Here is a 13,966-nt window from a genome sequence, read left to right on the forward strand (position 1 = left end):
CGTCCACCAGTGACCGTCCGCGTCTCAGTCGTGGACGAGGGAGCCCGCGACCGTGCGGAGGGTGTCCAGGAGGGGGCGCAGCAGCGGATGCGCGTCGGCACCCCGGCGGACGGCGGCGAAGACGCGGCGTTCCGGCCCGGGCGTGCGGCGGACCGCCACGCCCGGCAGCACCATGTCACGCAGCGCCAGCCTCGGCACCAGCGCCACCCCGGCACCCGCACCCACCAGCGCCACCACCGCGCGGAAGTCGTCGGACGAGTGCGCGAACCTCGGCGTGAACCCCGCCTGCTCGCAGGCGAACGTGATCACGTCGTGCACGGGGTTGCCGGGGTAGGGGCCGATCCACGGCTCGTCCCCCAGCGCCGCCAGGGGCACGTCCCCGAGCGCCGTCGGCGCCTCGTCCGGCCGGAAATGGCCGTGCGGGTGGTCGGCGAGGACCAGGAGGTGGTCCTGAGGGAGGACGAGGTCGAACGGCTCGGCGTACAGGGGGAGGCGCGACAGGCGGCGATCGGCCGCGTCGGGCGCGCCCCGGTACTCGACGGAGATCGTCAGGTCGGCCTCGCCGTCCAGGAGCAGCGCCAGGCCGTGGTCGCCCTCGGCGTCGCGGACGCGGACCTCGAGGCCGGGCGCCTTGGCCCGCAGGTCGGCGATCGCGGGTGAGAGCACGGCGCTGATCGCGGTGGCGAAGCAGGCCACGGTCACCTCGCCCGCCGTACCCGTCGCGTACGCGGCCACCTCGGCCTCGGCGCGTTCGAGCTGGGCCAGCACCTCGTTGGCGTGCCCGAGCATGATCCGGCCGACGGCGGTGAGGCGGACACCCCGCCCGTCGCGGGTGAACAGCCGGTGACCCACCTCGTGCTCGAGCGCGACGAGCTGCTGCGAGACCGCCGACGGGGTCAGGTGGAGCGCGGCTGCCGCGCCGGTGACCGTGCCGTGGTCGGCCACCGCGCGCAGCGTCCGCAGCCGCCGCGTGTCTATCACGCAGCGAGAATACTCAGCCATGCCCGCTGCCCGCGCCGACGTCCCCCTCCGATCCGTCGATCACGGCCGCGCCGGAGGCCGGTCGATGAGCGCGTCGATCGGAGGCACGGCCTCGGCCACCGGCGGGGACGCCTGTCAGGCGGTGGCGGCGGTCAGCCGCGGGCCTGGACGAACGCCGCCACCGCACGGTCGACGTCCTCGGTCGAGTGGGCGGCCGAGAGCTGGACGCGGATCCGGGCCTGGCCGTGCGGCACCACCGGGTAGGAGAAGCCGATCACGTAGATGCCGAGGTCGAGCAGGCGGTCGGCCATGGCGGCGGCCTCTGCGGCGTCGCCGATCATCACGGGGACGATCGGGTGGTCGCCCGGCAGGATGTCGAACCCGGCCTCGGCCATCGCGCCGCGGAACCGGGCGGTGTTGGCGCGCAGCTGCTCGCGCGCCTCGCTGGACGTCTCCAGCAGGTCGAGGATCCGCAGCGACGCCGAGGCGATGACGGGGGCGAGGGAGTTGGAGAACAGGTACGGGCGGGAGCGCTGGCGCAGCAGCTCGCAGATCTCCTTGCGGGCTGCGACGTAGCCGCCGCTGGCGCCGCCGAGCGCCTTGCCGAGCGTGCCGGTGATGATGTCGATCCGGTCGGTGACGCCGTGCAGTTCGGGGGTGCCGCGCCCGGTCGGGCCGACGAAGCCGACCGCGTGGGAGTCGTCGACCATGACCATGGCGTCGTACCGGTCGGCCAGGTCGCAGATCTCCCGCAACGGGGCGAGATATCCGTCCATGGAGAAGACGCCGTCGGTGACGATCAGCTTCCTGCGCGCGTCGGACGCCTCCTTCAGCCTGGCTTCCAGCTCGGCCATGTCGCGGTTGGCGTACCGCAGGCGCTTGGCCTTCGACAGCCGGATGCCGTCGATGATGCTCGCGTGGTTGAGCGCGTCGGAGATCACCGCGTCCTGAGCCTCGAGCAGCGTCTCGAAGACGCCGCCGTTGGCGTCGAAACACGAGCTGTACAGGACGGTGTCCTCCATGCCGAGGAACTCCGACAGCCGGGTTTCGAGCTCTTTGTGCACCTCCTGGGTGCCGCAGATGAACCGGACCGAGGCCATGCCGAAGCCCCACCGGTCGAGCGCCTGCTTGGCGGCGTCGATCACCTCGGGGTTGTCGGCCAGGCCGAGGTAGTTGTTGGCGCAGAAGTTCAGCACCTCGCGCCCGGCCACGCTCACCGCCGCGTTCTGCGGTGTGGTGATCACCCGTTCTGGTTTGAGCAGCCCCGCCTCGGCGATGTCGTCGAGGGTCGCCCGCAGCTGCTCGCGGGTATTGGTGAACATCACGCGCTCCAATCCATGATGACCTTGCCGGTGCGGCCGCTGGCGGCCGTGTCGAAGGCGGCGTCGAAGTCGCGGTACGAGAACCTGTCGGTGATCACCGGAGCGAGGTCGAGCCCCTTCTCCAGCAGGACCGACATGTTGTACCAGGTCTCGAACATCTCCCGGCCGTAGATGCCCTTGATGGTGAGCATGGACGTCACGATCGTGGCCCAGTCGACGGCGAACTCCTCGGCGGGCAGCCCGAGCATCGCGATCTTCCCGCCGTGCGTCATGTTCGCGATCATGTCCCGCATGGCCCGCGGGTTCCCCGACATCTCCAGCCCGACGTCGAACCCCTCGCGCATGCCCAGGCGGCGCATGCCGTCGGCGATCGAGGTCTGCGCGACGTTGAGCGCGAGCGTGGCGCCCAGCTTCCCGGCCAGGTCCAGCCGCTCGGGGCTGACATCGGTGATCACCACGTTGCGGGCGCCCACGTGCGCGGCCACCGCCGCGGCCATCAGGCCGATCGGGCCGGCGCCGGTGATCAGCACGTCCTCGCCGACGAGGGGGAACGACAGCGCGGTGTGGACGGCGTTGCCGAACGGGTCGAAGATGGCGGCCACGTCGGGGTCGACGGGCGTCCTGTGCACCCAGACGTTGGAGGCGGGCAGCGTGACGTACTCGGCGAAGGCGCCGTTCCTGTTCACGCCGAGCCCGACCGTGTTGCGGCACAGGTGGCGGCGGCCGGCCATGCAGTTGCGGCACTTGCCGCACACGATGTGCCCCTCGCCGCTGACCAGGTCGCCGACGGAGATGTCCTCGACCCCTGGGGCGACCTCGACGACGTCGCCGCTGAACTCGTGTCCCACGATCAACGGAAGCTTCAGGGTCTGCCGCGCCCAGTCGTCATATTTCCGGATATGCAGGTCTGTGCCGCAGATCCCGGTGCGGAGTACCTTGATCAGCACCTCGCCTGGGCCAACCGTAGGCTCCGGCACGTCGACCAGCCAGAGGCCGCTTTCGGGCCGCTCTTTGACCAGCGCTTTCATGGCACGACTCCCCCTCGTCCGAACCTAACGCACTGTGCCCGTTCAGCAGCGGCACTGTCCATCGAGGGATTCTTAAGTGCCCCCACAGCACAGCTTCACGCCGCAGGCGGGGACGGGCACGATTACGCAAAGGAGTTGGTTAAGTAGGATGACAATCCTGACGATGACTGGAGGAATCGGTGCGACAACAGAGCGGCGACGCCTCCCTTCTGCGCAAGCTCAACTCGGCCGCGATCCTGCGCGTGCTGCGCGAGGCCGAGGCGGCGACCCTCTCCGAGCTGGCCAGAGCCGCCCGGGTGTCCAGGCCCACGGCCGAGGTCATCGTCGACGACCTGCTCGCCGGAGGGTGGGCGGAGGAGTGCGTCGAGGACGAGGCGGGCGACCGGCAGCGCGGCAGGCCGGCGAAGCGGTTCAGGTTCCGGGCGTCGGTGGGGCACGTGGCCGGGGTCGGCATCGGACGCTCCGGCGTGCGGGCGATGGTCGCCGACCTCAACGGTGGGCTCGTCACGACCCGCAGGCGGCTCCTTCCCGTCGACACCCCGGCGCCCGAACGGGTGGACGCCGTCGCCGAGCTGGTCGCGACGGTCGCCGAGGAGGCGGGGCAGGCCGTGCCTGAGCTGCTCACGGTCGGCGTGGGCACCACGGGCGTGGTCGACGGCGAGGGCCGGGTGGTGAAGAGCGTCGTCCTGCCCGACTGGACGGGGGTGCGTCTCCAGGAGGAGCTGCAGGCCAGGATCCCGGTGCCGGTGGTCGTGGAGAACGACATGCGCTTGGCCGTGCTCGCGGAGCACTGGCGCGGCGCCGCCCAGGGACGCAGCGACGTGGTCTACTTCTTCGCCGCCGACCGGATCGGGATAGGGCTGCTCATCGGTGGCCGCCCGCACCGGGGTGCCCACGCGGCCTCCGGCGAGATCGGCAGGCAGCCCAACCAGAACTGGATCGCCTTCAGGCACGTGATGGACTACGCGATGTCCGTGGAGCCGGGGGAGCTGCGGTCGAGCAGGCAGAGCGCCGAGTTCGCGATCGCCAGGGCGCGGGCGGGCGACGAGCGGGCGGCCAAGGCCGTCAGGGAGTTCGCGCGGGGCCTGGCGGGCGGGCTGATCACGGTGGTCAACCCGCTCGACCCGGAGCTGGTGGTGGTCGGAGGCAGCCTCTCGTCGGCCGGTGACCTGCTGGTGGAGCCGATCCAGGAGGTGCTCGACGAGTACTGCCTGTACCCGCCGCGGGTCGTCGCGTCCGGGCTGGGCAACGAGTGCATCACGCTCGGCGCGGTGCGCTACGCCCTCGATCACGCCGAACGGCTGCTCTTCACCCTGCCACGCTGAACGCGTGCTGAGCTTCACGCTGCCGGGCTGAACGCGCGCCGAACGCGCGCTGAACGGCTGCTCATTACGCTGCCAGGTTGAATATCTGGCTGGCCGAATCCCTGTCGCAGGGCCGTCGGCGCGCACGCGATGCTCACAGCATGCCCAATCGCGTCCCATTTACTCTAGTTTTTTGCATAAATGGGCGCTAGCCTCCAGGGCATCCCCGCACAGACCTGGAGGTGAGACGTGGTCGCATCCACGGCGGCCCCCCTGGTGGATGCCCAGCAGGGCACCCGCCCACAGCGCCGAACCCTCCGCGATCGGCTGAGACGCGACTGGACGTTGCTGGCGCTGTGCGTTCCGGGCGTCCTGTATTTCGCAATCTTCTTCTACGTGCCCCTGGTGGGGAACGTGATCGCGTTCAAGGACTACGCCCCGTTCCTGGGCGTCGACGCCAGCCCGTGGGTCGGCCTCGAGAACTTCACCCTGCTCCTGGACGAGCCCGAGTTCTGGACGGCGGTCGGCAACACCCTGCAGATCACCGCACTCCAGCTCATCCTGTTCTTCCCGGCGCCGATCGCGCTGGCCCTGCTGCTGAACTCGCTGGTCGGCCACCGGATCAAGCGATTCATCCAGACCGTGGTGTATCTGCCGCACTTCCTGTCGTGGGTCGTCGTGGTCGCGATGTTCCAGCAGGTCGTGGGCGGCGCGGGCACGCTCACCACCTTCCTGAACGCGCACGACGTCACCATCGGCAACCTGATGTCCAACCCGGACACCTTCAAGCTGCTCGTGACCGCCCAGGTGATCTGGAAGGACTGCGGCTGGGGGACGATCATCTTCCTGGCCGCGATCACCGCCATCGACCTGAGCCAGTACGAGGCGGCCGCGATCGACGGCGCGGACTGGAAGCGACGGCTGTGGCACGTGACCCTGCCCGGCATCCGCCCGGTCATCCTCATGCTGCTGATCCTGCGCCTGGGCGACATCCTCTCCGTCGGCTTCGAGCAGATGATCCTGCAGCGTGACGCCGTCGGCGCGGAGGCGTCCGAGGTGATCGACACCTACGTCTACCACCACGGCGTCATCAACGGCGACTGGGGGATGAGCACCGCCGCCGGCCTGATGAAGGGCCTGATCGGCGCCGCGCTGATCTACGCGGCCAACAAACTCGCACACCGCTTCGGAGAGCAGGGGATCTACCGATGAGGGCGCCATGGATGGAACGCCCGACGCTCGCCGGGCGCACGCTCAAGTTCGCCGTGCTCACCGCCATCGTGCTGGCCGTGCTCTACCCGTTCGGGCTGGCGGTCGGAACCAGCCTGACGGGACGCGAGGAGAGCATCGCCAACGGCGGCAGCTACGTGCTCCTGCCCTCGCACCCGTCCCTGGACGCCTACCGGCTGGTCCTGTCGGGTGGGCAGGTCACCAGGGCCGTGCTGATCAGCATCGGCATCACGGTCACCGGCACGGCGCTGAGCCTGCTCTGCACGGTCTTCCTCGGGTACGCGCTGTCGCGCAGAGGCATGCTCGGCGGCAAGCCGATCCTGCTGATGGTGCTGGCCACATTCCTGTTCACGCCGGGCATGATCCCGACCTACCTGACGGTCAAGGAGCTCGGGCTGCTCGACACCTACCAGGCGCTGATCGTGCCGGTGCTGCTCAACGCCTTCAACGTGGTCGTGGTCAGGTCGTTCTTCCAGAGCCTGCCCGACGAGCTGTTTGAGGCGGCCCGCATGGACGGCTGCAGCGAGTGGCGGATGATGTGGCGGATCGCGATCCCGCTGTCGAAGGCCGTCATCGCGGTGGTCGGCCTCTTCTACGCCGTCAGCTACTGGAACACCTTCTTCAACGCGATCCTCTACATCAACGACCCCACCAAGCACCCGATCCAGGTGGTGCTGCGCCAGTACATCTTCCGCGGCTCGGGCCAGGCGGGCGCCGACGTCGCGATCGTCCGTGACCTCCCGGCCGCCTCGGTGCAGATGGCGGTGCTGATCATCGCGCTGGTCCCGATCCTGCTGGCCTACCCCTTCCTCCAGAAGTACTTCACCAAGGGCGTCCTGACCGGCGCCATCAAGGGCTGAAACCCCCCACAGGAGAAACCATGGCAACAAGCATGTCCCGTCGCGGCTTCCTCGGTCTCGCGCTCGCCGGCGCCACGGTCGCCGGTCTCGCCGCCTGCGGGGGCGAGGGCGGCGGCGCGGCCGGCGTCAAGAACGGCGGCGCCGACCTGTCGAAGAAGCTCAGGCTGCCGACGTACACGGCCGCCAAGATCCCCACCCCCGACCTGCCGGTCGACGCCGGTCAGGACCCCGCGTACCTGAAGTACCCCGCGGAGCTGGTCAAGTCGGTCGCCAGCCCGCCGGGCGACGGCAGCAAGATCACCTCGCTCACGCAGACCTGGGACGTCGCCCCGCCGGCCCTCGGCCAGAGCGCCTACCTGCAGGAGCTCAACAAGCGGCTGGGCGCCGAGTGGAACATGAACATCGTGGTCGGCGACGGCTACCCCGACAAGTTCAACGCGATCATCGCCAGCGACGACCTGCCCGACCTGGTCTGGTTCCCGCCGAACCAGGGCCTGCAACGGGTGCCCGAGCTGCTCGAGGCCAAGTTCCACGACCTGACCCCGCACCTCAGCGGCGACGCGATCAAGAAGTACCCGAACCTGGCCAACCTCGGGGACGTGACGTGGAAGTCCGCCGTCACCAACGGCAAGCTCTTCGGCGTGGCCGTCTCCTACAGCAGGTTCGGCCAGGTGCTCCTGGCCGACCAGGACTTCTGGAAGCCGGTCGGCGGCCTCGCCTTCACCAGCGCCGACGACTTCCTGGCGAAGGCCACGCAGCTGCTGGACGCCAAGAAGAACAAGTACGTGCTCGAACCCGCCTACTACAACTTCGTGCACATGTTCAGCCACTGGTACGGCGCGCCGAACACCTGGAAGCTCGCGGGCGGCAAGCTGACCCACCAGTTCGAGACGCCCGAGTACCTCGCCGCGCTGGAGTTCGCGATCAAGTGCTTCAAGGCGAACCTCTTCTGGCCGGACGCGACCCTGGCCAACGTCAAGGAGAAGGTCGCCAACGGCCAGCTCGGCGCCTACGTCGAGTCCTTCCCCGGCTTCATCAACGACGCCCGCAACCAGAAGTACAACCTGGGCGCGATCGTCCCGTTCGCGGCCACCCCGTCGTCCAAGCCGATCTACAACGCCGGACTCGGCTCGGTCGGCTTCACCGCGATCAACAAGAAGGCCGACCCCAAGCGGGTCGAGATGCTGCTGGCCGTGCTGAACTTCATGGCCGCCCCCTTCGGCACCGAGGAGAATGAGATCATCAACTACGGTGTCGAGGGGGTGCACTTCACCAAGTCCGGCGGGGATCTCACGTTCACCGACAAGGGCAAGGCCGAGGTGCCGACCACGCAGCAGCCGATCTCGTTCGTCATCGGCTCGCCCAGCGCGATCTTCCTGCCGGGCCAGCCTGAGCGCACCAAGCTCATCCACGACTTCGAGACCAAGGTCGCGCCCATGTTGCAGCAGCGGGTCACCACCGGGCACTTCTCCGACACCTTCACGCAGAAGGGCGGGGAGCTGAGCACGATGGGGACGGACATGGTGGTGGACATCGTCTCCGGCCGCAAGCAGCTCTCCGACTGGCAGCCCTTCGTCAAGCAGTGGCTGAAGAAGGGCGGCGAGGCGATGCGGGCCGAGTACGAGGCGTCCCTCGCCAAGGGTTGATCATTGCACTACCCCTAAGAAAGGACTGAAGTGGAAGACCTGCGCATCGGTGTCATCGGCCTCGGCCTCCGGACGAGTCTCGCCCTGGCCGCGCACCGGCCCGGACGAGGGTCCGCCGTCGTGGCGCTGTGCGACTCCGATCCGGCGGCGCTCAAGAGCCAGGCCATGAGGTTCGAGGCGGAGTTCCTGACCGAGGACTACCGCGAACTGCTCACCCGCGACGACCTCGACGCGGTCATCGTGATGACGCCCGACGACACGCACGAGCGCATCGCGATCGACTGCCTGGAGGCCGGCAAGGCCGTCTACCTGGAGAAGCCGCTCGCCATCACGGTGGAGGGCTGCGACGCCGTGCTGGAGGCCGCGCGACGCACCGGGACCCGCCTGTACGTGGGGCACAACATGCGCCACATGGGCGTGGTCAGGCTGATGCGCGACATCATCCAGAAGGGCGTCATCGGCGAGCCGAAGACGGTCTGGGTACGCCACTTCGTCTCGTACGGCGGCGACTACTACTTCAAGGACTGGCACGCCGACCGTACCCGCACCACCGGCCTGCTCCTGCAGAAGGCCGCGCACGACCTGGACGTGATCCACTGGCTCGCCGGAGGCTACACCACCAGGGTGAACGCCCTCGGCGACCTGATGCTCTACGGCGACCTGCCGCGCCGCGAGCCGGGCACCCCCAGGCCGGACGGCTGGCTGCGGGAGTTCGACTGGCCGCCCACCCGGCGCACGGACTTCCACCACGTCATGGACGTCGAGGACGTGTCGGTGATGAACATGCGTCTCGACAACGGCGTCATCGCCGCCTACCAGCAGTGCCACTTCACCCCCGACTACGTGCGCAACTACACGGTGATCGGGACGGAGGGCCGGCTGGAGAACTTCGGCGACGGCCCCGGCGACACGGTCAAGGTCTGGAACACCGGTCCCTCGGGCTACCGGAGTGACGGCGACATCACCTACCGGGTGCCCGAGGCGATGGGCTCGCACGGCGGGGCCGACCCGGCCATCATGGACGAGTTCTGCAGGTTCGTCCGGGAGGGCGGGGCCACCGACACGTCCCCTGTGGCCGCGCGGATGAGCGTCGCCGCCGGTTACATGGCCACGATGTCGCTGCGTGACGGCGGCGCGCCGTACGACATCCCGCCGATCGATCCGGAGCTGGCGGCGTACTTCGACCGCGGCCAGCGGTGAACGCCCGCACGGGCCTTCGGAACTCGAAGGCCCGTGCGGACAGTACCTGTATGTGGATATGTCGATGCGTGCCCGGATACAGGACGGGGATACGGCGGCCTTCGAAGAGCTCTTCGACGACTACGCGAAGGCCGTCTACAACCACGCCTTCCGCCTGACGGGCAACTGGTCCGCGGCCGAGGACGTGATGGCGCTGACCTTCCTGGAAGCCTGGCGGTTACGCGGACGGGTCGACGCGGTGGGCGGATCGCTGCGGCCCTGGCTGCTGGGCATCGCCACCAACGTCGCCCGCAACGTCCGGCGCGCCGCCCGCCGCCACGACGACGCCCTCGCCAGGATGCCCAGAGGCGAGGCCGTGCCGGACTTCGCCGACGAGGTGGTCAACAGGATCGACGACGCCGAGCGGCTGGCCCTGGTCCGGGAGGCGTACGGGTCGCTGCGCCGTCAGGAGCAGGACGTGTTCGCGCTGTGCGTCTGGTCGGGGCTCGACTACGCCGAGGCGGCCGAGGCGCTGGGCATCCCGGTGGGCACGGTCCGCTCGCGGCTGTCACGGGCCAGGAAGAAACTCGGGAAGTACGCGGAACCGCCGCCTCTCGGCCGACAGGTAGATGGTGACCGAGGCCCCCGCAGGGAGGAGATCCGATGAACTGGCCAGTCGAACGCGACCTTCCAGAGGGCCGTCACCAACTGCTCAAGGAGTTCGTGATGACCGAGATCGAAAAGCAGAAGAAGCCGAAGCGCGGGCTGCTGCGTCCCCTTGTCCTGGCCCCCGTGCTGGCCGGGGCCGCCGCGCTGGCGATCGCGGTGCCCACCCTGCTGGGCGGCGGCGAGCCCGCCTACGCCGTGACCGACAACCCCGACGGCACCGTCCTGATCGAGATCAATGAGCTCAGGGATCCCGATGGGCTGCAGGCGGCGTTGCGCCGGCGTGGGTACAACGTGGTCGTGAACTACATCCCGGACGGGAAGAAGTGCTCCCCGCAGCCGAGGAGCACGAACTGGGTGCCGGACTCCAAGACCATCCGGATGCCCACCGGCGACTTCTCCACGCCGACGTTCCTGTTCGACCCTTCGGTGATCAAGGCCGGTCAGACGGCTGTGCTGGAGTTCAGCATCTCCGAGCCGCTGCCCCCCGAGGTGTCGATCAAGCCCGGTCAGGAAAATGTGGTGGACCTCGAGTCACAGGCCGGTGGGATGCTGATCGGGGTCTGGGACCGCGTCTCCAAGGGGCCGGTGGCCGACTGCAAGCTGGTCGACACGACAGAGGCCCCGCTGTCCCACTGATCACCCAGGGTGACGTGCTGCTCGGCCATCCCCCTCCGACGGGGTGCCCGCCGCACGTACGTGCGGCGAGCACTGCGCTGCCTTCTAGCGTTCCTGGTGCTCCCTGTCGAGGTCGGGGAAGGGTGTCGGCTCGTCGACGGCCTGGGTGATCTGGCGCGGCCCGTGGGGGCTCTCCGCCTCCTGGGCATCGGCCACCGCCTCGGCGGCCGCCTCCGACGCCCTCATGACCTCCTCGTCCTGCTCCGCGGAGGCGGGCAGCTCGTCGCGGGTCGCCGCCGACCTGGGCAGCGCCTCCGTGAACGCCTTCGACACGCCCTGCAACGCCGAGGTGACCTCGCTGGGGATGACCCAGAACGTGTTCCCCTCGCCCTGCGCGAGCTGCGGCAGCACCTGTAGGTACTGGTAGGCGAGCAGCTTCGGGTCGGGGTCGTTGCGGTGGACGGCCTGGAAGACCTGGTCGATGGCGCGCGACTGGCCCTCGGCCTCCAGGATGGCGGCGGTGCGCTGGCCCTCGGCCCGCAGGATGCGGCTCTGCTTGTCGCCCTCGGCGGTGAGGATCTGCGACTGCCTCTGGCCTTCGGCGTTGAGGATCGCCGCGCGTTTGTCACGCTCGGCCCGCATCTGCTTCTCCATCGCGTCCTTGATGGTTTTTGGGGGGTCGATGGCCTTGACCTCGACGCGGTTGACGCGGATGCCCCACTTGCCGGTGGCCTCGTCGAGCACGCCCCGCAGTTGGCTGTTGATGGTGTCGCGGGAGGTGAGTGTCTTCTCCAGGTCCATCGAGCCGATCACGTTACGCATCGTGGTGACGGTCAGCTGCTCGATCGCCTGGATGTAGTTGGCGATCTCGTAGGAGGCCGCCCGCGGGTCGGTGACCTGGAAGTAGAGCACGTTGTCGATCTCGACGACCAGGTTGTCCTCGGTGATGACGGGTTGCGGGCGAAAGGTCACGACCTGCTCGCGCAGGTCGATCATGGGGTAGACGCGGTCGATGTACGGGATGACGAAGTTGAGCCCCGGTTTGAGGGTGCGGTGGTAGCGGCCGAGTCGCTCCACGTTGCGCGCCCTGGCCTGCGGCACGATCCGCACGGCCTTCAGCAGGGTGAGCGCCGCGAAGAAGATGACGAGCAGACCGACTATCAACAGTGGATCCATGGTCACTCCCGTGGATAGACGAGGGCCGTGGCGCCCTCGATCTCTATGACATCGACGGTGGCCCCCGTGGGGATCACCAGGGTCTCGTCGTAGGCGCGCGCTGACCACTCCTCGCCCCCGATGCGGACCCGGCCTTCGCGTCCCGTCACCTCGGAGATCACGTAGGCGGGCTTGCCGACGAGCGCTTCCACGCCGAAACGCTGGAGTTGCGGCTGGCGGATGTGGCGGATCGCGATCGGCCTGACCACGATCAGCCCCGCCGCGGACGACAGGGCGAAGACGAGGAGTTGCAGGGGAACCGGCAGGCCGATGGCCGCGGTCGCGGCGGTCAGGAGTGCGGCCACACCGAGCAGGCCCAGTGCGGCGGTGACGGTGAAGATTTCCGCCAGGCCGAGAACGACTGCGAGGATTACCCAGATGATCCATTCATCCATGCTCTGGCCCTCCTGACTTGTCAACGGGCCGGTATCCGCGAGTGGTTCCCCCTCTACGGTAATCCCCGGTTTACCGAAGGTCCGCACAAGAGCCTCGGCTTTCAGACCGGGATGAGCGGGCACGCCGACATCGTCGGGGCGAAGAACACGTTAGCCAGATATCGGGCGGCCGGGCTGGTCGTCCCAGGGCGTGGAGACCCATCCGGGTCTGTGAAGCGTCAAGCACCCCGTTCCACAGCACGGGCCGCGTAAGCGGCACGGGAATCTCCGTCCTTTAGGGCGGAGAGCATGTCAACGTTCTAGTCCAGCCTGTACGGGGTTGTGAAGGGCGCTGCCGAGCCGCCATTCGTCCCAGGGGAGCTGCCAGAAACCCCAGCCGTTGTTCCACTCGAGCGCCCGGGTGGTGCCCGTGATCGTCACGGGGTCGCCGCGCAGCGAGGTCGTGTAGAACCAGGCCGCCTGGTCGGGCCGGGCGTTGATGCAGCCGTGGCTGACGTTGGCCCGGCCCTGCGCCCAGACGTTGTCGCGGGCGTGGACGTACTCGCCGCTGTTGGAGATGCGGACGGCGTAGTCGATCAGCAGGTCGTAGAAGCCGGGCTCGCCCTTGACCCGGCCCGGCGAGATCATGCGGACCGGGTTGCCCTTGTCCATGGTCAGGTGGACGCCGCTGGTGGTGGTGTACTCGCGGGTGGTGGCCATGCCCGCGCTGATCGCCATCCGCTTGCGCGCCCGCTGGTCGCGGCTGACCACCATCTGGTGGGTGCGGGTGTCGATGGAGCTGATCTGCTCACGGCCCACCGTGAAGGCGAACGAGCGGTTGACGGTGCCGTAGACGCCGCTCGCCGCGCGCACGCCCGCGAGGTGGGCGGTGACGGTGACGGCCTGCCGGGCGGGCCAGTAGCTGCGGGTGCGGTAGACCGCCTGGGTGTCGCTCGTCCACCGCCAGGCTCCCTCGACGGGGGACGCCGCCCGCACCTCCAGTGCCCGTTCGACGGCGGCCTTGTCGAGGATCGGGGTGTCGAAGTCGAGGATGATCGGCATGCCCACCCCGACCGTCTCGCCGGGCAGCGGGGTGGTCGCGCGCAGGCCGAACGTGCGCTTCGCCGCCCGCGTGCGGAAACGGCCCACGGCCATCGTCGCGGGGCCGTCGCCGCTCGCTGCGGTGGCGGTGACCGAGTACTCGGCCCCGGGCGTGAGAGTCCAGCTGGAGCGCCACGTCCTGCCGGCCTTGTCGAGGACGCCGGGCACCTGCGCGCCCGCCGCGTAGACCCGCACGGTGCGCAGCGTGCCGCCCTTGGCCCTGACCACCAGGGCCTGGTCGGGGCGGGCCCGTGCGGTGTCGAAGGCGGGCGAGACGCGGATGACGGGCGGCGGGGGCGCGTCGCCGTTCACCGCGCTGCAGCCCACAGCGACCTGACCGGTGAGGACGACGAGACAGATCACTGCGGCGCGCCGCATCGCACTCCTGCTTTCCGGGGGGACTTCCGGGGGACCTCCCAGATTAGCGGGCAGTGACGGTCAA

13 protein-coding genes are annotated in these 13,966 nt (G+C 69.1%); 7 read left to right on the top strand and 6 right to left on the bottom strand.

The window, feature by feature from the left end:
- Positions 1–24: 24 nt before the first annotated feature.
- The 3 genes from ABT294_RS21690 to tdh form a co-directional block, all read right to left on the bottom strand.
- Positions 25–981: a LysR family transcriptional regulator gene (locus ABT294_RS21690; RefSeq protein WP_350807918.1), complete on the bottom strand. Its 957-nt coding sequence runs from the start codon at positions 979–981 to the stop codon at positions 25–27.
- Positions 982–1,133: 152 nt separating this feature from the next.
- Positions 1,134–2,303: a glycine C-acetyltransferase gene (locus tag ABT294_RS21695; protein ID WP_350807920.1), complete on the bottom strand. Its 1,170-nt coding sequence runs from the start codon at positions 2,301–2,303 to the stop codon at positions 1,134–1,136.
- Positions 2,303–3,331: an L-threonine 3-dehydrogenase gene (tdh, locus tag ABT294_RS21700; protein WP_350807921.1), complete on the bottom strand. Its 1,029-nt coding sequence runs from the start codon at positions 3,329–3,331 to the stop codon at positions 2,303–2,305. The genes ABT294_RS21695 and tdh overlap by 1 nt, the downstream gene beginning before the upstream one ends.
- Positions 3,332–3,510: 179 nt before the next feature.
- Between tdh and ABT294_RS21705 the strand changes: the two genes are divergently transcribed.
- The 7 genes from ABT294_RS21705 (at position 3,511) to ABT294_RS21735 (ending at position 10,855) form a co-directional block, all read left to right on the top strand.
- A complete protein-coding gene (locus ABT294_RS21705; protein ID WP_350807922.1) occupies positions 3,511–4,656 on the top strand; it encodes an ROK family transcriptional regulator in 1,146 nt (381 codons plus the stop codon).
- 228 nt (positions 4,657–4,884) lie between these two features.
- Entirely contained in the window at positions 4,885–5,847 is a 963-nt protein-coding gene (locus tag ABT294_RS21710) for an ABC transporter permease (protein WP_350807923.1), read from the top strand.
- An 11-nt stretch (positions 5,848–5,858) separates the two neighbouring features.
- Positions 5,859–6,725: a carbohydrate ABC transporter permease gene (locus tag ABT294_RS21715; protein WP_350807924.1), complete on the top strand. Its 867-nt coding sequence runs from the start codon at positions 5,859–5,861 to the stop codon at positions 6,723–6,725.
- A 20-nt stretch (positions 6,726–6,745) separates the two neighbouring features.
- Positions 6,746–8,371, top strand: a complete 1,626-nt coding sequence (locus ABT294_RS21720) for a type 2 periplasmic-binding domain-containing protein (RefSeq protein ID WP_350807926.1) — start codon at positions 6,746–6,748, stop codon at positions 8,369–8,371.
- Positions 8,372–8,401: 30 nt separating this feature from the next.
- Positions 8,402–9,571, top strand: coding sequence for a Gfo/Idh/MocA family protein (locus ABT294_RS21725; RefSeq protein WP_350807928.1), 1,170 nt, complete (start codon positions 8,402–8,404; stop codon positions 9,569–9,571).
- 64 nt (positions 9,572–9,635) lie between these two features.
- Positions 9,636–10,217 carry an RNA polymerase sigma factor gene (locus ABT294_RS21730; RefSeq protein WP_350807929.1) on the top strand — a complete coding sequence of 194 codons (582 nt, stop codon included), beginning with the start codon at positions 9,636–9,638 and terminating at the stop codon, positions 10,215–10,217.
- Positions 10,214–10,855 carry a hypothetical protein gene (locus ABT294_RS21735; protein WP_350807931.1) on the top strand — a complete coding sequence of 214 codons (642 nt, stop codon included), beginning with the start codon at positions 10,214–10,216 and terminating at the stop codon, positions 10,853–10,855. The genes ABT294_RS21730 and ABT294_RS21735 overlap by 4 nt, the downstream gene beginning before the upstream one ends.
- Before the next feature lie 84 nt (positions 10,856–10,939).
- Here the strand turns inward: ABT294_RS21735 and ABT294_RS21740 are convergent, their stop codons facing one another.
- The 3 genes from ABT294_RS21740 to ABT294_RS21750 all read right to left on the bottom strand — a co-directional run bounded on the left by ABT294_RS21740 (position 10,940) and on the right by ABT294_RS21750 (position 13,902).
- Complete coding sequence (locus tag ABT294_RS21740) at positions 10,940–12,010, bottom strand: SPFH domain-containing protein (protein WP_350807932.1); 1,071 nt, start codon at positions 12,008–12,010, stop codon at positions 10,940–10,942.
- 2 nt (positions 12,011–12,012) lie between these two features.
- Complete coding sequence (locus ABT294_RS21745) at positions 12,013–12,444, bottom strand: NfeD family protein (protein ID WP_350807934.1); 432 nt, start codon at positions 12,442–12,444, stop codon at positions 12,013–12,015.
- 291 nt (positions 12,445–12,735) lie between these two features.
- On the bottom strand, positions 12,736–13,902 hold the full coding sequence (locus ABT294_RS21750; protein ID WP_350807935.1) for a L,D-transpeptidase: 1,167 nt from the start codon (positions 13,900–13,902) through the stop codon (positions 12,736–12,738).
- Between the last annotated feature and the right edge of the window lie 64 nt (positions 13,903–13,966).

The sequence above is a fragment of the Nonomuraea sp. NPDC000554 genome, from assembly GCF_040300065.1.
In the GTDB taxonomy this organism is placed as follows: Bacteria; Actinomycetota; Actinomycetes; order Streptosporangiales; family Streptosporangiaceae; genus Nonomuraea.

Excerpts from the sequence above, each read along its gene's own strand:
- ABT294_RS21695 (WP_350807920.1), bottom strand. The coding sequence starts at position 2,303 with ATGTTCACCAATACCCGCGAGCAGCTGCGGGCGACCCTCGACGACATC.
- ABT294_RS21730 (WP_350807929.1), top strand. The coding sequence starts at position 9,636 with ATGCGTGCCCGGATACAGGACGGGGATACGGCGGCCTTCGAAGAGCTC.
- ABT294_RS21745 (WP_350807934.1), bottom strand. The coding sequence starts at position 12,444 with ATGGATGAATGGATCATCTGGGTAATCCTCGCAGTCGTTCTCGGCCTG.
- ABT294_RS21735 (WP_350807931.1), top strand. The coding sequence starts at position 10,214 with ATGAACTGGCCAGTCGAACGCGACCTTCCAGAGGGCCGTCACCAACTG.
- ABT294_RS21715 (WP_350807924.1), top strand. The coding sequence starts at position 5,859 with ATGGAACGCCCGACGCTCGCCGGGCGCACGCTCAAGTTCGCCGTGCTC.
- tdh (WP_350807921.1), bottom strand. The coding sequence starts at position 3,331 with ATGAAAGCGCTGGTCAAAGAGCGGCCCGAAAGCGGCCTCTGGCTGGTC.
- ABT294_RS21750 (WP_350807935.1), bottom strand. The coding sequence starts at position 13,902 with ATGCGGCGCGCCGCAGTGATCTGTCTCGTCGTCCTCACCGGTCAGGTC.
- ABT294_RS21740 (WP_350807932.1), bottom strand. The coding sequence starts at position 12,010 with ATGGATCCACTGTTGATAGTCGGTCTGCTCGTCATCTTCTTCGCGGCG.
- ABT294_RS21720 (WP_350807926.1), top strand. The coding sequence starts at position 6,746 with ATGGCAACAAGCATGTCCCGTCGCGGCTTCCTCGGTCTCGCGCTCGCC.